The 17,186-nt window shown below is 58.4% G+C and carries 19 protein-coding genes; 13 read left to right on the forward strand and 6 right to left on the reverse strand.

The annotated features are described in order from the left end of the window. Positions 1-30: 30 nt before the first annotated feature. Positions 31-1,221, reverse strand: coding sequence for a sulfate adenylyltransferase (gene sat / locus GTQ55_RS13240; RefSeq protein ID WP_161859168.1), 1,191 nt, complete (start codon positions 1,219-1,221; stop codon positions 31-33). A 164-nt stretch (positions 1,222-1,385) separates the two neighbouring features. Between sat and GTQ55_RS13245 the strand changes: the two genes are divergently transcribed. After that, entirely contained in the window at positions 1,386-2,528 is a 1,143-nt protein-coding gene (locus GTQ55_RS13245; protein WP_161859169.1) for a S1C family serine protease, read from the forward strand. A 65-nt stretch (positions 2,529-2,593) separates the two neighbouring features. On the opposite strand, the gene hisD is transcribed toward GTQ55_RS13245, so the two are convergent. From hisD to GTQ55_RS13270, 5 genes are all read right to left on the reverse strand, one after another. Continuing rightward, positions 2,594-3,910: a histidinol dehydrogenase gene (hisD, locus tag GTQ55_RS13250; protein WP_161859170.1), complete on the reverse strand. Its 1,317-nt coding sequence runs from the start codon at positions 3,908-3,910 to the stop codon at positions 2,594-2,596. 34 nt (positions 3,911-3,944) lie between these two features. Continuing rightward, positions 3,945-4,583, reverse strand: a complete 639-nt coding sequence (gene hisG / locus GTQ55_RS13255; protein ID WP_202620620.1) for an ATP phosphoribosyltransferase — start codon at positions 4,581-4,583, stop codon at positions 3,945-3,947. 174 nt (positions 4,584-4,757) lie between these two features. After that, on the reverse strand, positions 4,758-6,020 hold the full coding sequence (gene murA / locus GTQ55_RS13260; RefSeq protein ID WP_161859171.1) for a UDP-N-acetylglucosamine 1-carboxyvinyltransferase: 1,263 nt from the start codon (positions 6,018-6,020) through the stop codon (positions 4,758-4,760). Between the two features lie 68 nt (positions 6,021-6,088). Then, on the reverse strand, positions 6,089-6,322 hold the full coding sequence (locus tag GTQ55_RS13265; RefSeq protein ID WP_161859172.1) for a BolA family protein: 234 nt from the start codon (positions 6,320-6,322) through the stop codon (positions 6,089-6,091). Between the two features lie 107 nt (positions 6,323-6,429). After that, on the reverse strand, positions 6,430-7,086 hold the full coding sequence (locus GTQ55_RS13270) for an MlaC/ttg2D family ABC transporter substrate-binding protein (protein WP_237567676.1): 657 nt from the start codon (positions 7,084-7,086) through the stop codon (positions 6,430-6,432). Between the two features lie 542 nt (positions 7,087-7,628). Here GTQ55_RS13270 and GTQ55_RS13275 point away from each other — a divergent pair. The 12 genes from GTQ55_RS13275 to yjgA all read left to right on the forward strand — a co-directional run bounded on the left by GTQ55_RS13275 (position 7,629) and on the right by yjgA (position 17,161). Next, a complete protein-coding gene (locus GTQ55_RS13275; RefSeq protein WP_161859173.1) occupies positions 7,629-8,600 on the forward strand; it encodes a KpsF/GutQ family sugar-phosphate isomerase in 972 nt (323 codons plus the stop codon). A 27-nt stretch (positions 8,601-8,627) separates the two neighbouring features. Next, positions 8,628-9,191: a KdsC family phosphatase gene (locus GTQ55_RS13280; protein ID WP_221296304.1), complete on the forward strand. Its 564-nt coding sequence runs from the start codon at positions 8,628-8,630 to the stop codon at positions 9,189-9,191. Positions 9,192-9,283: 92 nt separating this feature from the next. Further along, positions 9,284-9,847 carry an LPS export ABC transporter periplasmic protein LptC gene (lptC, locus tag GTQ55_RS13285; RefSeq protein ID WP_161859174.1) on the forward strand — a complete coding sequence of 188 codons (564 nt, stop codon included), beginning with the start codon at positions 9,284-9,286 and terminating at the stop codon, positions 9,845-9,847. Continuing rightward, positions 9,834-10,391, forward strand: coding sequence for a lipopolysaccharide transport periplasmic protein LptA (lptA, locus tag GTQ55_RS13290; RefSeq protein WP_161859175.1), 558 nt, complete (start codon positions 9,834-9,836; stop codon positions 10,389-10,391). Before lptC ends, lptA begins: the two co-directional genes overlap by 14 nt. A gap of 87 nt (positions 10,392-10,478) precedes the next feature. Next, complete coding sequence (gene lptB, locus GTQ55_RS13295) at positions 10,479-11,204, forward strand: LPS export ABC transporter ATP-binding protein (protein WP_161859176.1); 726 nt, start codon at positions 10,479-10,481, stop codon at positions 11,202-11,204. A gap of 232 nt (positions 11,205-11,436) precedes the next feature. Beyond that, the gene (locus GTQ55_RS13300; protein ID WP_161859177.1) at positions 11,437-12,912 is read left to right on the forward strand and encodes an RNA polymerase factor sigma-54; all 1,476 of its coding nucleotides are present in this window, start codon (positions 11,437-11,439) and stop codon (positions 12,910-12,912) included. Between the two features lie 167 nt (positions 12,913-13,079). After that, the gene (gene hpf / locus GTQ55_RS13305; RefSeq protein WP_066966495.1) at positions 13,080-13,373 is read left to right on the forward strand and encodes a ribosome hibernation-promoting factor, HPF/YfiA family; all 294 of its coding nucleotides are present in this window, start codon (positions 13,080-13,082) and stop codon (positions 13,371-13,373) included. A 55-nt stretch (positions 13,374-13,428) separates the two neighbouring features. Further along, a complete protein-coding gene (gene ptsN / locus GTQ55_RS13310) occupies positions 13,429-13,890 on the forward strand; it encodes a PTS IIA-like nitrogen regulatory protein PtsN (protein WP_161859178.1) in 462 nt (153 codons plus the stop codon). 99 nt (positions 13,891-13,989) lie between these two features. Continuing rightward, positions 13,990-14,850, forward strand: a complete 861-nt coding sequence (gene rapZ, locus GTQ55_RS13315) for an RNase adapter RapZ (protein ID WP_161859179.1) — start codon at positions 13,990-13,992, stop codon at positions 14,848-14,850. Positions 14,851-14,890: 40 nt separating this feature from the next. Further along, positions 14,891-15,160 (forward strand): HPr family phosphocarrier protein, encoded by a 270-nt coding sequence (locus GTQ55_RS13320; protein WP_161859180.1) that lies wholly within the window; start codon positions 14,891-14,893, stop codon positions 15,158-15,160. A gap of 83 nt (positions 15,161-15,243) precedes the next feature. Further along, positions 15,244-16,587, forward strand: coding sequence for a magnesium transporter (mgtE, locus tag GTQ55_RS13325; protein WP_375791547.1), 1,344 nt, complete (start codon positions 15,244-15,246; stop codon positions 16,585-16,587). A gap of 52 nt (positions 16,588-16,639) precedes the next feature. Beyond that, a complete protein-coding gene (gene yjgA, locus GTQ55_RS13330) occupies positions 16,640-17,161 on the forward strand; it encodes a ribosome biogenesis factor YjgA (RefSeq protein ID WP_161859182.1) in 522 nt (173 codons plus the stop codon). Positions 17,162-17,186 lie beyond the last annotated feature (25 nt).

A 17,186-nucleotide genomic window follows, 5' to 3' on the forward strand; every position in this document is an offset into this window, starting at 1 on the left:
ATCCCCGCCTTTTTTGTGTCTGCCGCAACCTTACAGGCTCTGGTAGTAATCCATCAGGATCTGAGCCACTTCCGGGCGGGAGAACTCAGGAGGCGGTGCAATACCGTCGCCCAGCATCTCGCGCACCCTGGTGCCGGACAGCAGGATAAAGTCCTCTTTGGTGTGGTCCGGCACATCGCGCATCATCACCACCTTGTTCAGTTTCTTTGAGTAGGCAGTGTGATCCGCGCGGAAGATCTGAATCTCCAGCGCACCCTCAGGCACCTTCTCATCGAAGATGGTCTGCGCATCGAATGCCCCGTAATAATCACCCACACCGGCGTGATCCCGGCCCACAATCAGGTGGCTGCACCCACAGTTCTGACGGAATACCGCGTGCAGAACGGCCTCGCGCGGGCCCGCGTAGAGCATATCAAAACCGTAGCCGGTCACCATTACCGTGTTCTCGGGGAAGTATTCCTCCACCATTTTGCGGATTGATGCATCACGCACATGGGCGGGGATATCACCTGGCTTCAGTTTACCCAGCAGCATGTGAATCAGGACGCCGTCGGCATCAACCGCTTCCAGCGCCATTTTGCACAGTTCCTCGTGCGCGCGGTGCATGGGATTGCGAGTCTGGAAGGCCACAACCTTGCTCCAGCCATGCTCGGCAAATTCGTTGCGGATTTCCACCGCGGTGCGGAAGGTATCCGGGAAGTCCGCCTGGAAATAGCTGAAGTTCAACACTTCAATTGAGCCGGAGATCAACTGGCGACCAGCGGCCTTGAAGGTGGCGACACCGGGATGGGCGTCATCCAGTGTGCCGAACACATGCTCGGCGATGGTGTTTATCTGCTCGTCGGAAACGGTTTCAATGGCATCCACATCCATGACCGCCAGAACCGGGTTCCCTTCAACATTGGGGTCGCGCAGCGCGATGCGCTTGGCACCGGCGATGGCAGAGGTGTCTTCCACCATATTGACTACCGGCACCGGCCAGAACAGGCCGTCTACCGTGCGCAGGGACTCGGCGACACTCAGGGTATCCGCCAGATTCATATAGCCGTGCAGCGGGTTGAAGTAACCAGCGCCCAGCATGACCGCGTTGGCAGCGGCGGCGGAGCTGACCACGATGGACGGCAGGGATTCTGCCTCCTGTATCAGCTGATGATGACGCTCACTGTCGTAAACGAAACGGGGCTGCAGCTCGACACTGCCGTGTGGACGAACCAGGGACATTGGGCACTCCTGAGATTTGTACGAATTTCATACCAGAATTTTGAGGAGCCCATTATACGGATTCCGGCGCCGGCACCAAGCGCATCAGATCGGAAAGCTTAGATCGCTTGGTGAGGACACATGAACTCAAAGACGTATAATGGCGACAAATCGAGGAGTTCCCGGTGTCACTACAACGATTTCTGCAAGACTGGGCCATCCCGGCCCTTATTGGACTCGCCGCAGCAGCCGTACTGCTACTGCTGTTCCCCCAGTTTCAGGGGAAAACCGAGCGGTCCCGCCTCCCGGCAAGCTTTCAGGGCCCGGTCTCCTATGCCGACGCGGTAACGCTCGCAGGGCCGGCGGTGGTCAATATATTCACGCGCAAGACGGTCTCCCAGCGCAGACACCCCCTGTATAACCACCCGCTGTTCCGCCGCCTGTTCGACAATATGAACGTGCCACAGCAGGAGCGGATGCAGTCAAACCTCGGATCCGGGGTGATCGTAGACCCCGACGGCTATATCCTGACCAATTTTCACGTCATTTCCGGGGCAGAACAAATCGCGGTGGTCCTGTCCGACGGGCGGGAGGCCCAGGCAGACCTGGTCGGCGCCGACGCGGATTTTGACCTGGCAGTTCTGAAGATTGACCTTCCCGACCTCACCTCCATCGAAGTGGGCGAGCCGGACAGGGCACAGGTCGGCGATGTGGTGCTGGCAATCGGCAACCCCTTCGGCGTGGGGCAGTCGGTTACCCAGGGCATTATCAGTGCGACCGGACGAGACCTGGCGAACACCGGTACCGGTAGCTACCTGCAGAATTTTCTGCAGACAGATGCGGCGGTCAATCCGGGCAACTCCGGTGGCGCGCTCGTAGATGCGTACGGCAAACTTCTGGGTATAAACACGTCGATCCTGAACCAGAGCGGCTCAGCTGGCGGGATCAGCTTTGCCATTCCAGCAAATATCGCGCTCAAAATCATGCAGGACATTATCGAGTTTGGACGGGTCGTACCCGGGTGGCTGGGGATCGAGGCACAAAACCTCACTCCGCTGCTGGCGCGGTCTTTCAACCTGACATCCACCAACGGAGTCATTATTAGTGCTATCTATAACGAGGGGCCCGCGCATCGGGCGGGTCTGAAGCCCGGGGATGTAATCACCCATATCAACGGGGACCCGATCAATGATGGCGAGCACGGTAATGCGGCGATGGCGACTCTGCGCCCCGGAGAGGTTGTGACCATTACCTATGTGCGCAATGGCGCTACCCTCACCACCCAGGCCACCGTCTCGGAAAAGCCACAACCGCAAGATGAAGGCTGAGGCGGGTGGCTGTGGCCCGTTCAAGAAACCACAGTCCCCAGCCTGAAAACCTTCTACAAGCGACCTCAGTCGTCGCCATCACTCACGCGGAATTCAGCAGACCGCGCGTGGGCATCCAATCCTTCACCGCGCGCCAGCGTTGATGCCACGCGGCCGAGCTTGTCTGCCCCCTGCTCGGAACAGTAAATGATCGAGCTGCGCTTCTGAAAATCGTAAACCCCGAGCGGTGACGAAAACCGCGCGGTACCGCTGGTGGGCAACACATGATTGGGGCCAGCGCAGTAGTCACCCAGCGCCTCTGCAGTATATCGGCCGAGGAAAATAGCACCCGCGTGACGGATGCGGGGCAAATACTGCTCCGGCTCGCTCACCGACACCTCGAGGTGCTCCGGCGCAATTCGGTTGGAAACGTCGATCGCCTGCTGGATATCCTGCACCAGGACCAACGCCCCGCGTTCGGCGATGGAGCGACTGGCGATAGCCTCACGCGGAAGCGTTTTCAGCAGCTTTTCCAGCGAGCGCTCCACGGCGTCAAGAAATGCAGCATCCGGGCACAGCAGGATCGACTGGGCCTGCTCGTCGTGCTCGGCCTGAGACAACAGGTCCATCGCGATCCAGTCCGGGTCAGTCTCGCCATCGCAGATCACCAGGATCTCTGACGGACCAGCAATCATATCAATGGCAACCTGACCGAACACGGCGCGCTTGGCAGAAGCGACAAAGATATTTCCCGGACCAACGATCTTGTCCACGCGCCGGATCGAGTCGGTTCCATAAGCAAGGGCCGCTACAGCCTGGGCTCCGCCAATGGTAAAGACCCGGTCGACACCGGCTATCGCCGCTGCGGCCAGCACCAGATCATTCAGCTGGCCGTCGGGTGCCGGCACCACCATCTGAATTTCATCAACACCGGCAACCTTGGCAGGAATCGCATTCATCAATACCGAGGATGGGTAGCTGGCCTTGCCGCCCGGAACATAGATTCCCACACGCTCCATGGGCGTTATCTGCTGACCGAGAATCGTGCCGTCTGCCTCCTGATATTGCCAAGAGGACTGCAGCTGATGTTCATGATACTCCCGCACCCGGCTGGCGGCCGCCTGTAGCGCATCGCGGCTACTCGCGGGGATACGCTCCAGTGCCGCATGTAGTGCACTGGTATCAAGACAGAACTCTTCCGCACGCTTGAGGTCCCGGCGATCAAACCGGTTGGTGAACTCAATCACCGCCGCATCACCGCGCACCCTTACCTGCCGGAGTATATCCGCCACAGTCGATTCTACCTGCTGGTCCGCCACCGACTCCCAGGCCAACAGACGGTCCAGGTCATCGGAGAAACCCGGGCTACCGGCATCCAGCCGGCGAATGGAAAAATCACTCATAGTCTTCGGTCAAATGTGCTTGAGCAGGGGGAATTCAACTGGCTTTGCGTGCGCTTACCGCTTGCGCCAGCTGTTCGATCAACGCATTGATTGCACTGTATTTCATCTTCATGGACGCCTTGTTGACGATCAGGCGACTACTGATTTCGGCAATCTTGTCCCGAGCCTCGAGGCCGTTGGCCTTGAGGGTATTTCCGGTATCCACGATATCCACGATTTCGTCGGCAAGATCCATCAGTGGGGCAAGCTCCATGGCCCCATACAGTTTAATGATATCCGCCTGACGCCCCTGGGCAGCGTAATAACGCTTTGCCGACTGCACAAACTTGGTCGCCACCTTGATCCGGCCACTGGGCAGTGGAGCGCCCTTGATACCCGCCGTCATCAGACGACAGCGAGCAATATTCAGATCCAGAGGCTCGTAGATGTTGCTATCGTCGTTCTCGAGCAGGTTGTCCTTACCGGCCACCCCCATATCCGCCGCGCCATGCTGCACATAGGTGGGCACATCAGAGCCACGCAATATGAGCAGACGAACGTTTTCCTGATTGGTAGGAAAAATCAGCTTGCGGCTCTTGGCGATATCTTCCAGCGGTTCGAGGCCTGCCGCCGCCAACAGCGGCAGGGTTTCCTTGAGAATACGCCCCTTGGTCAGGGCAATAGTGATCTGCATAACGATTATGATTATCTGAGATGCCCGGCGAATGCCGGGCCTGAAGATGGTGGTAACACCCCCCTAACCCCCGGGAGCATATCGGTCCCTGGATTTCCGCGCCAATACAAATCTAGAATAAATCTAGACGGGAAATATCTAGGGAACCCTATTCTATCAAGCAATACATCGGGTTCAGCCGGGAACTCGGCGAATATTCGCCCCCAACTGCTGTAGTTTCTCCTCGATACATTCATAGCCGCGGTCAATATGGTAAATACGGTCCACTATCGTGGTGCCCTCTGCCACCATGCCGGCAATTACCAGACTGGCGGAAGCCCGCAAATCCGATGCCATAACCGGGGCGCCGGTGAGCTTTTCAACGCCGGTCACGATCGCGGTATTGCCCTCAAGGACAATATTCGCCCCCATACGATTCAGCTCGTGCACCTGAATCAGGCGATTCTCAAAGATGGTCTCAACCACCGTACCCTTCCCTTCCGCCACCGCATTCATTGCGGTGAACTGGGACTGCATATCCGTGGGGAATGCCGGGTAGGGTGCGGTGCGGAAGCTCACCGCCTTGGGACGGTTGCCTTTCATATCCAGCTCGATCCAGTCGTCACCAATGCTGATATTGGCCCCCGCCTCTTCGAACTTGACCAGAACGGCATCGAGGATGTCGGCACGGGTATGCGTCAGACGGACTTTGCCCCGCGCGGCAGCGGCGGCAGCCAGGAAAGTACCGGTCTCGATCCGGTCCGGCATGACGGTATAGGAACAGGGGGCCAGGCGGGGCACGCCGTGCACTCGAATAGTGTCTGTACCGGCACCTTCAATCTGGGCTCCCATTGCCATCAGGAACTCAGCCAGGTCGACAATCTCCGGTTCACGCGCCGCGTTGTGCAGTACAGAAGTACCTTCTGCCAGCGCTGCCGCCATCAACAGGTTTTCAGTACCGCCCACAGTGACCTTTTCCATCACAATATTGGCGCCTTTCAGGCGTCCATTACTCCGCGCCCGAATAAAGCCTTCATCGATGGTGATCTCCGCCCCCATGGCTTCAAGCCCCTTGAGGTGGATATCTACCGGACGGCTGCCGATGGCGCAGCCTCCGGGAAAGGAAACATTCGCTACCCCGTGCCGGGCCAGCAAAGGCCCCAGCACCAGGATCGACGCGCGCATGGTCTTCACCAGCTCGTATGGCGCAGTCAGTTCGTTGACCGAGCGCGGATCAATCTCCACACCCAGTTTTTCATCAATGGTGACGTCAGTCCCCATGCACCGCAATAAGGTGATCATGGTGGTGATATCGTTGAGGTGCGGAAGATTGTGAATCTGCACAGGCCCATCGGCCAGTAGTGTGGCAGCCAGAATCGGCAACGCAGAGTTCTTGGCTCCGGAAATTTTCAACGTTCCGGAGATGGGGCTTCCCCCTTCGATAATCAGTTTGTCCATTCGATCTGGCTTCCCACAACGGAGCTAACACCCGCCCTCAGCACAAACAGAACTGAGTGCAGGTAAATTTACTGGCCGGCTTCGTCCGGCGTCAGGGTTTTCATCTGCACCGCGTGCAGGGTGCCATCGGCAATCTTGTCGGACAGCGCGCCATATACCAGCTGCTGCTTTTTCAGCCGGCTGAGGCCATTAAAAGCCTCACTGACAACGGTCAATTGCAGGTGACTTCCTTCGAAAGCCACTTCGACATGACTTCCTGGAATTTGCCCTTCAATCAGGGACTTGATCTGATCTGGTTGCATAGATGGGATTTACAGTCGTGTTAAAAGCGCGCAAGTGTACTGGAATACACAATCTGGCGCAGCCGCCCCAAAGCGGCCACGCCTGTCCCTCTCGGAGTAAGAGCCATTTAGCCCACTTTATCCGCGGCTGACCAGCCGGCGATCACCTTGTCAATATCGCCCTTGTTCGTCTGCATCGCCTGCGAGAACTGACCGCGGAAGGTCTTGCCCAGGTTGACGCCATTCAGGATCACGTTGATCAGCTTCCACTGCCCACTGCGATTGCGCACCAGGGTATAAGACACCTTGGTAACGCCTTCCTTGCTGCGCACTTCTTGCAGCACATTGACGCGTTTGCCACTAGGGGCAGAGCCGGGATTTACCACCTTCACATCCATAGTGCCGAACGTGGCGACGCCACGTGCGAATGTCGCCACCAGATCGCGCCGGAAAGTGCTGGCAAACTTGGCACGCTGGGCCGGGGTCGCCTTATTCGCGTAGTCGCCCATGACACCGCGCGCAATAAAATTAAAGTCCACAACTGGAGCCAAAACACGATCAACCGCCGCGTAGTAACGCTGCGGATTGGAATTTACATGCTGCCCCTCAGCGCGAATCACACCCAGGAGTTCGTTGGACACACCCTCAATCAGGGTGTAAGGGTTCTGCGCCGCAGCCGCGAAAGGCGACAGACAGCTCAGCAGAAAAGCAGAAAACAAAACCCGGACCTTGCTCGAAAGCCGATTGGTGGTGATCCGGGATTGGATGGTGGTGAGTACGCTCACAGAATATCTCCCATTGGCAATTCTTCCCTTGGATACACGTGACACGGAAAAGTGTCACGACTACGCCGAAAATTTTCGCTGGCGGGCTTGAGCGACCGAGTTATGGCTCAGCCTGTCTCGGTAGCTGACAATAGCGGCGGCAAACTATACCATGGCGGCGCTTCGGACAAGCGGCACTGGGTCACTTTCGCCTTGCCACAGCTGGTTCACTTTCAACCTGTGCACCACGTCTCAGGGACATGACCGACAAAGCGGCCAGACCATATGTTGCTATCGCGGCCCAATGGTGTGGCCAGGCAAGGGATTCCGGCAGACCGGCTGGCGCCCACCTCCACACCGGCTCTAACTGACACTAAAAGGTTAGCACGTCAGCGCTGGAGGCAACGGATCGTTTAAGGAAGGCCAGACGGCGGTCCAACACCCTACTAGCCGACCCTGAACCGCTCCCGCACAGCCAGGCTTTTCTAAAATGAACTGAATGAGCGCGGACGGCAGTTTAACTGCGGAAGCTGCGCCGCACTGGATCATCCAGCGAGAGATATATGAGTACAGATCTGATCACGCAGGCTGGACGCCGCACCATAGCCATGGAAACAGCGGCAGTCGCCGCGCTGGAATCCCGGATTGGCGACGACTTCCACAAAGCCTGCGAGCTGATCCTGGCGTGCAAAGGTCGCGTGATTGTCTCCGGAATGGGCAAGTCCGGTCATATTGGCCGAAAGATCGCCGCCACTCTCGCCAGTACAGGCACACCCAGCTTCTTCGTGCATCCAGGGGAAGCAAGCCACGGGGACCTTGGCATGATCACGCGCCAGGACCTGGTGGTCGCGATATCCAATTCCGGCTCTTCCGCCGAGGTGCTCACGCTCCTGCCCCTGCTCAAGCGGCTCGGTATCCCACTGATCAGCATGACCGGCAAGCACGACTCTCCGCTGGCACAGTCGGCCGATGTAAATCTCGATATTGCGGTGGATACCGAGGCCTGCCCCCTGAACCTGGCGCCGACATCGTCCACCACCGTCACTCTCGTCATGGGCGACGCGCTGGCGGTAGCACTGCTGGAAGCACGCGGATTTACCGCGGAAGACTTCGCGTTCTCCCATCCCGGCGGTGCACTGGGGCGGCAACTGCTTCTGAAAGTAGAAGACGTGATGCACGCCGGCGATGAATTGCCGCAGGTCACGCCGCAGACGCCGCTCTCCACCGCATTACTGGAAATGACCAGCAAAGGCTTTGGTATGACCACAGTGGTGGATGGCAGCGGCCAGCTGCTAGGCGTCTTTACCGATGGCGACTTGCGCCGGGTGATCGACCAGAAGTTCGAGCTGGACCGCGCCACCATGGAACAGGTCATGAGCCGCAGGCCAAAAACCGTCAGCGCCCAAACCCTGGCTGCAGAGGCGTTGCGCATTATGGAAGACAACAAGATCACAGCGCTGGTCGTCGAGGATTCCGAACATCACCCCGTCGGCCTGCTGCATATGCACGATATACTGCGCGCCGGTGTTATCTGACAAACCATAAGATAGAAGGAAGCCCCCTTGAGCCATGCGACCACCGTATCCAGCACACCGGATATTCAGGAGAAACTCCGCAGAGTCCGCCACCTGATTCTTGATGTGGACGGTGTGCTTACCGACGGACGACTGTATTTCGACAACCATGGCAACGAGCTGAAAACCTTTCACACTCTGGACGGCCATGGCATCAAGATGCTGCAGCAGTCTGGCGTCGCTGTCGCCATCATCACCGGGCGCCGCAGCGCACTGGTTGAAAAACGCGCGCACGACCTGGGTATAACCCGCCTGATCCAAGGCCGGGAAGACAAATACAGCGCGTTTCTGGAGCTGTTCGCCAACGAGCCCTATGACATGGAAAATATCGCGTATATGGGCGACGACTATCCAGACCTGCTATTGATGACCAGGGTCGGATGCCCCATCGCGGTTCCCAATGCAGCGCCGCCAGTAGCGGAACGCGCCCTGTTTACCACCGAGCGCAGTGGCGGCCTCGGCGCGGTCCGGGAAGTATGTGACCGCATCATGCTCGCCCAGGGAACGTTTGAAGCGGCACTGTCACCCTACCTGGCTGAAACTGGTAATTAACAGCCCTCAGAGCCGGAACCAACCGCCCCCGGTAAGCGACTAACTGTAAGGCCGACAACAAAGGCCACCGTGCAAAAGGAAACACTCAACGCATGCGCACCTGGCTTCCAATGGTCATTGTGGTCACGCTGATTTCCCTCGGGCTCTGGTTTACCGAGAGCCCTCCGGAGCAGTTGCTGGGCAAGCGCCCCACGCAACAGGAGCACAACAAGGCGGCGGATCTTATAATCCGGGGCGCCCGCACGCGCCACTACAGCGCCGCGGGCACGCTTGCCTATGAAGTGGATGCCGAGCGCGTGACGTTTTTCCAGTTTGCCCGCCGGGACAGGGCGGACCTCACCGAACCGCGCATGATGTTCTATCAGGGAGAAGATTCCCGCTGGCGCACAGAGTCCCGCACCGGCGTTGCCTTCAACAATGGGCAACGGGTGGTACTCGAGGGTGACGTATCCATCCGGGAACTACCGGAACCGGGAATAACCCTGCGCACCCCCAGAATCGTGATCAAGCCCCGTGAGGAATTCGCCGAGACCGACAAAGTTGTTACCATTGCCGACGGCCCCAATCGCACTACTGGCAAGGGCCTGCGCGCGGATCTCAAACAAGACAAGGTAGAAATTCTGTCCGATGTGGAAAGCAGCTATGAAGCCCAATGAATTCGCCCGTCATCGGCCAACGATAACCGCTAAGAGCCGCGCACTTTGGGGCACCGTCCTTGCCACCCTGATACTGGCCACCAATGCGCTGGCGCTACCGAATGACCGCGAGCAACCGGTGAAAGTGTCCGCCGATAAACTGGAAGCCAATCGCAGCAAGAACCTCTCTGTGTACAGCGGCAATGTGGTTATCCGTCAGGGGTCCCTGCAAATTCGCGCGGATCGCGTGGAGGTTCACGGCAGCGCCAAAGGCGAAATCAGCAAGGTAGTGGCCACCGGCACCCCGGCCCACTTCCAGCAACAGGTGGAGGAAAGCACCAGCCCGGTCAAGGCCCGCGCCAGGCGAATCGAGTTCCTGGTGAGCAGTGACGCCCTGCAACTGACCGGCGAGGCCTTCGTCGACCGCGATGGCAATACGCTGTCTGCCGAACGTATCGATTACGATCTCAACAGCGAGCAGATGCAGGCTCAGGGGCAGTCAGAGAAGAAGCGCGTGGAAATGATCTGGAAGCCGGAATCCAAGCCGGCCGAAGACGGCCAGTAGCCTCCCACTGAGGTCACAAGCGCAAATACCCGAAAAAATTACCAAGCTGGAGCCGCAATGCCGCTCCACTAGATACCGGAATTCGCCATGCCGACGCTCAAAGCGTTACATCTCGCCAAGCAGTACAAAAAGCGCAAAGTCGTCCAGGATGTCTCCGTGAGCGTATCCAGCGGCCAGGTCGTTGGACTGCTGGGCCCCAACGGCGCAGGTAAAACCACCTGCTTCTACATGATTGCCGGACTGGTTCAGGCAGACGCGGGACAGGTGCTGATCGACAGCGAAGACATTACCGGCTTCTCCATGCACGGCCGTGCTCGCAAGGGGATTGGCTATCTTCCGCAGGAGGCGTCGGTGTTTCGCCGCCTGTCGGTGGCCGACAATATTCTCGCCATCCTGGAAACTCGCAAGGACCTCAGCAAGAGCCAGCGCAAAGAACAGCTGGAAGCCCTGCTGGAAGAGTTTCACATCACCCATATCCGCGACAGCCTGGGCATGGCGCTGTCTGGCGGCGAGCGCCGACGTGTGGAGATTGCGCGCGCCCTGGCCACCAACCCGGCTTTTGTCCTGCTCGACGAGCCCTTCGCCGGCGTGGATCCTATCTCCGTCAACGATATCAAGCAGATTATCCGCCATCTGCGCGACCGGGGTATCGGCGTCCTGATCACCGACCACAATGTGCGCGAAACCCTGGACATCTGCGAGACCGCCTATATCGTCAGTGAGGGCCATATTATCGCCTCCGGAAACCCCAGGGACGTCGCAGAAAACAAACAAGTGAAAGATGTCTATCTGGGACATGAGTTCACCATCTAGGCAGATTCAGGTATTTTCATCTGCCCATTTCCCTTTTCTTTAGGCAGTCATCATACCTAACCCCCCTGTGACCGGAGTCTCAAAATTTTTCGGCACGCTTATTGCTTAACCCGCCCCTTGTGTTCCGAATTGCCCCGCGGTAGTCTGCAGGAAATGAGCTTTACGCCGCCGCTTCAAGCATCAAATTTGTCGCGGCGGGCCAACGCCAGATTTTTCTGCCGGCAACCCCCATATGAAGCAGTCACTCCAGTTAAAACTCGGCACACAGCTGACGATGACACCGCAGCTGCAGCAGGCTATTCGTCTGCTGCAATTGTCGACGCTGGATCTGCAACAGGAAATCCAGTCGGCACTCGACAGCAATCCGTTGCTGGAATCGGACTTCGATGAAAATGCCGGCGAGTCCCATCAGGACCAGAACACCCCCGCCAGCTCCGAAGGACAGGAGCGGGAAACCGCCGAGCGCGAAAGTGCCCGCGAGGCCCAGAACGAATCCTCCGCTGACGGCGAATGGAACAGCGAAATCCCGGATGACCTGCCGGTAGACACCCGCTGGGACGACATCTACACCAGTGGCAGTTACAGCGGCGGCGACGGCGAAGACTATGCGCTCGAGCAACGCAATGCCGCTTCAGAGAGCCTGCAGGATCACCTGGTGTGGCAGCTGAACCTGACCCCACTGACCGATATCGACAAACTGATCGGTGAGGCCCTGATCGACGCCATCGCCCCCAACGGGTTCCTCGACGCGGACCTCGACGAAATGGCTGCGGCCTTCGGGGTCGACACGGACGAAGTGCAGGCGGTGCTGAAGACCATTCAGCAGCTCGAACCCGCAGGTTGCGGGGCCCGAGACCTGCGTGAGAGCCTGCTCCTGCAGCTGCGCCAACTACCCGAACACACCCCCTGGCTCGCTCAGGCCCAAACTGTTGTGGGCCAGCATCTCGATCTGCTGGGCAAACGGGACTTTCGCCAACTGAGTCGTCGCACCCGCCTGAGCGAAGCACAGCTCGGCGAGGTCATGCGCCTGATCCAGACCCTCACCCCCTACCCAGGTGAAGCATTTGGCGGCGAAGAACCCCAGTACGTGGTGCCCGATGTGATTGTGAGCCGCAAGCAGCATCGCTGGGTGGTGGAACTGAACCCGGAAACAACGCCCAAGCTGCGCATCAATGATACCTACGCCTCACTGATCAAGCGCGCTGACAATTCCAGCGACAACAACTACCTGCGCGATAATTTACAGGAAGCGCGCTGGTTCCTGAAAAGCCTGCAGAGCCGCCACGAGACACTGCTGAAAGTGGCCAGCTGCATCGTGGAAAAGCAGCAGGGCTTTTTCGAACAGGGGCCAGAAGCGATGAAACCCATGGTACTGGCCAACATCGCCGAGACCATCGGCATGCACGAGTCCACCATCTCCAGGGTTACAACTCAGAAGTACATGCTGACTCCGCGCGGGGTTTTCGAGCTCAAGTACTTCTTCTCCAGCCATGTCAGCACCGACTCCGGCGAGGATGCTTCCTCCACCGCCATCCGCGCCCTGATCCGCAAACTGATCGACGCCGAGCAGCCGCGCAAACCCCTGTCTGACAATAAGATTACCCAGGAGCTCGACTCCCAGGGCATCAAGGTGGCTCGCCGCACGGTGGCCAAATACCGCGAGTCCATGGGTATACCATCTTCCAGCGAGCGGAAACGACTGATATAGATAGATCAGTCACAAAATAGGGCTGTTCAACACTACCCCGGTCAGTTTCTGGGCAACCAATAGCCAGACATTGAGTGTATCCTTCCATTCTGGCGCACTTCCTAGTAGGGTTGCCGCCCTGTGCGGGGGTGCAGCCCAATTGTGTTGTACCCGATGAGGAGAAATCCATGCAGATCAATATCAGTGGCCACCATGTAGACGTAACTCCGGCCATTCGCGATTACTGCCAGACCAAACTGGACAAGCTCTCCCGCCACAATGACCTGATCACCAATACCCAGGTCATCCTGTCCGTCGACAAACTTATCCAGAAGGCCGAGGCACGGGTTCACGTGAACGGAAACAAGGATATCTTTGCCGATTCGGAGTCAGAGGACATGTACGCAGCGATCGATTCGCTGACTGACAAACTCGACCGGCAACTGCTGAAACACAAAGAAAAGTTACGCAGTCACCGCTAGTCGTAACACAACCCAGGTTACCGGCTGGCCTGTACCGCTAGATCATCAGTAAGTTATGACATTGGAAGCATTACTCTCTCCCCGCCTGAGCCTTTGCCATCTGGCGGGGAGCAGCAAGAAAAAGCTGTTACTCAACATCGCCCAGGCGATCTCAGAACAATACCCCGATCTGGATTCCGATACCGTGTTCAACCAGCTGGTAGCCCGGGAACGCCTGGGCTCCACCGGTATTGGCGAGGGTGTTGCCATCCCCCACTGCCGCCTGCCCGGCTGTGAGCAGCCCATCGGCGTTCTCTGTACTACCTCTCCCGCCGTAGATTTTGATGCCATCGACCGCCAGCCGGTTGACCTGCTTTTCGCATTGCTGGTTCCTGAAGACTCCGAGCAGGAGCACCTGGACACATTGGCGGAAATTGCCGCCCTGTTCAGCGACAGCCGCGTACGCGAAAAGCTGCGTGAAGCCACCACCAGCGACGACCTCTACGCACTGGCCATAAACAGCGCCGCCGCGGCATAATAGCTATCGCGTGTACTGGCGGCACCCCGTTGCCGGCCGTGCTCAAGTTAGCCATCCCGGCGGTACATCAGCCCCGGTATCAGCAAGGAGTGCTTGTCTATGCGACTGGTCATAATCAGCGGCCGCTCAGGCTCCGGTAAAAGCTCGGCCCTGCAACTGCTGGAAGATGTTGGCTTCAACTGTATCGACAACCTTCCCGCGAGCCTGCTGCCCGAGCTGATCCGGCGAGTCGCCGAACAGCCTCCCCAGGAAAACACCCAGCTCGCGCTCGGCATCGATGCCCGTAACCTCTGGCATGATGTTCGCCAGGCCCCCAAGGTCATCAACGACCTGCGCGAAAGTGGTATCGACTGCGATGTCATCTACCTGGATGCCCGCTCACCGGTTCTGGTACAGCGCTTCAGTGAAACCCGCCGCAAGCACCCCCTGAGCGACAGTCACACGCACCTGCTGGAAGCACTCAATCGCGAAAAGGAGCTCCTCGCCCCGCTGGCATCCATGGCCGACCTGGTCATCGACACCAGCAGCCTCAGCCTGCACCAGCTGCGCGACCAGGTGAAATCCCGCGTGGTGGGCAAGGATTCACCGGGCATGGCGATCCTGTTCCAGTCTTTTGGTTTCAAACACGGTGTTCCGGTCGATGCCGACCTGGTCTTCGATTTGCGCTGCCTTCCCAATCCCTACTGGATTCCGGAGCTGCGTAACAAGACGGGAATGGATCCCGAGGTCGCCGAGTTCCTGCGCTCTCACGAGGAGACCGAAGAAATGCAGCGGGACATCACCCGCTTCCTTGAGCGCTGGCTGCCCTCCTATCAGCAGAGCAACCGCAGCTACACCTCTGTGTCCATTGGTTGCACCGGTGGCCGCCACCGCTCGGTGTATATGGTTGAACAGCTCGCAAAGACCTTCGCCAGCCAGTTCGAAAATATCCAGATTCGTCACCGCGAGCAGCAGAAGTAAGTCCCGAGCAAGCAGAAGAACAGCCCAAAGAATTCAGCCCATGCAAAAAAGCCGCATCACCATCATTAACAAACTCGGGCTCCACGCCCGCGCCGCAAGTAAATTTGCCCAGACCAGTGCGCGCTTCTCTTCGGAAGTGAAAGTGCATTGCCAGGGCAAAGCGGTGGATGGGAAAAGTGTTATGGCACTGATGCTGCTTGCCGCCGGCAAAGGCGTGGAGCTCGAGCTGGAAATCTGCGGCCGCGACGAAGACGCCGCACACGAAGCCATCTGCATGTTGATCAACGACCGGTTTGGCGAAGGCGAATAAAGCTCCTTCTGCCGCTATAATGCCGGCACTCACAGTGCTCTCAAACAGCAGGTATCTCTGTGCCCAACCCCGTCAGTGCCGACATTAAATTCCGCGCCCAGAACCAGCTCGGCGAGCTGTACGCTGCGCTGGACAGTGGCACCGGGCGCGAGGTACAGCGCATGCTGCACTCGCTCTCCCCCCAGAGTATTGCAGAACTGCTGGAAAGCTCCCCGCCGCGCATCCGTCAGGTCCTTTGGAAGCTGATTGACCGCGAGGTGGAAGGCGAGGTTCTGCAGGAGCTTCCCGACGAGATCCAGAGTCAGATACTCGCCACCATGGACACCGAGGAAATGGTGGCCGTCATGGAGGGGCTGGATGCGGACGACGTAGCCGATATTCTCCAGCAACTGCCGGAGCGGGTGATGGCAGAGGTCCTCTCTGCCATGAGCGAAAGCGATCGCCAGCGGGTCGAGGGCGTGCTCGCCTACGATGAGGAGACCGCCGGCGGCCTGATGGATACGGATATCGTGTCCGTGCGCCCCAACCTGCACCTAGACGTCGTGCTCCGCTATCTGCGTCGCCACGAACAGCTACCGGAGTCCACCGACAATCTTTTTGTGGTCAACCGCAAAGACCGCTTTATCGGCCTGCTGCCGCTGACCAAGCTGCTCACTACCGACCCTTCGGTTACCGTGCGTGAAATCATGATTACCGATGTGGAGCCCATTCCCGCGGACATGCCGGACGACGAAGTAGCCCAGCTGTTTGCCAAGTACGACTGGATTACCGCACCGGTGGTGGACGAGGAAAAGCGGCTACTCGGCCGTATTACCATTGATGACGTGGTGGATGTGATTCGCGAGGACGCGGACCACTCCCTGATGAGCCTCGCCGGCCTGGACGAAGAGGAAGACACCTTCGCCCCGGTAAAACGCACGGCGCCGCGACGCGCCGTATGGCTGGGCATCAATCTCCTGACCGCCCTGCTCGCCTCATGGGTAATCAACCTGTTCCAGGACACCATCGACAAGGTAGTGGCACTGGCAGTATTGATGCCTATCGTGGCCAGTATGGGCGGCGTCGCCGGCAGCCAGACATTGACGGTCGTCATTCGCGGAATGGCGCTTGGCCAGGTGGGACGCAGCAACCTTAGCTGGCTGCTCTCCCGCGAACTGGGGTCCGGGGCGCTCAACGCCATTCTTTGGTCCACCGTCATGGGCGGCGTTGCCGCCTTGTGGTTTGGGGATACCCGCATCGCCCTCATTATCATTGCCGCCATGGTCATCAACCTGATCACGGCAGCCTTCGCCGGCGCCATCCTGCCGGTAGCCTTGCGCGCCATGCGCATCGACCCGGCCCTGGCTGGCGGCGTGGCACTGACCACGGTGACCGACGTGGTAGGCTTTATGTCATTTCTCGGCCTGGCAACCTGGTTCTTTGCCTGACAGCGACCCGGACAGCCGCCTGACGCTCCAACTATTATTTCAGAGACAGTAAATGCACAACTCCGACGATTTCGATGAATTTGAAGACGATCTGCCGAAGAGCAAAACCCAGCTCAAGGAAGAGATGCACCAGCTTCAGGAACTGGGTAAACAGTTGACCGAGCTGAATGCGGCCAAGCTGGCGGAAGTACCTATGGATGCTGGCCTGACCGAGGCAATCGAAACCATGCACCGTATCAAGTCCCGCGAGGCGCGAAGACGACAGTTACAGTACATCGGCAAGCTGATGCGCAAGGCAGATGTAGAGGCGATTGAAGCGGTACTGAACAAGCAAAAGGAGCATGACCACCAGCACCTTCGCTTTGACCGTATGGCGGAAGAGTGGCGCGAGCGTTTACTGGAACAGGGCAAGGAAGCGCAGAGTGCATTCTTCGATAGCTTCCCGGGAGCCGATCACCAGCAACTGCGCGCGCTGATCCGCGAATCCAACAAGGAAATTGCCAACAAGAAGCCGCCGACCAACCAGCGTAAACTGTTTCGGTATCTGCGGGACTTTTTCATGCAGGAAGAATAGACACCTGAACAAGGCCGGCCACTGA

Origin of the sequence: Microbulbifer hydrolyticus (assembly GCF_009931115.1) — a bacterium.
GTDB lineage: Bacteria > Pseudomonadota > Gammaproteobacteria > Pseudomonadales > Cellvibrionaceae > Microbulbifer > Microbulbifer hydrolyticus.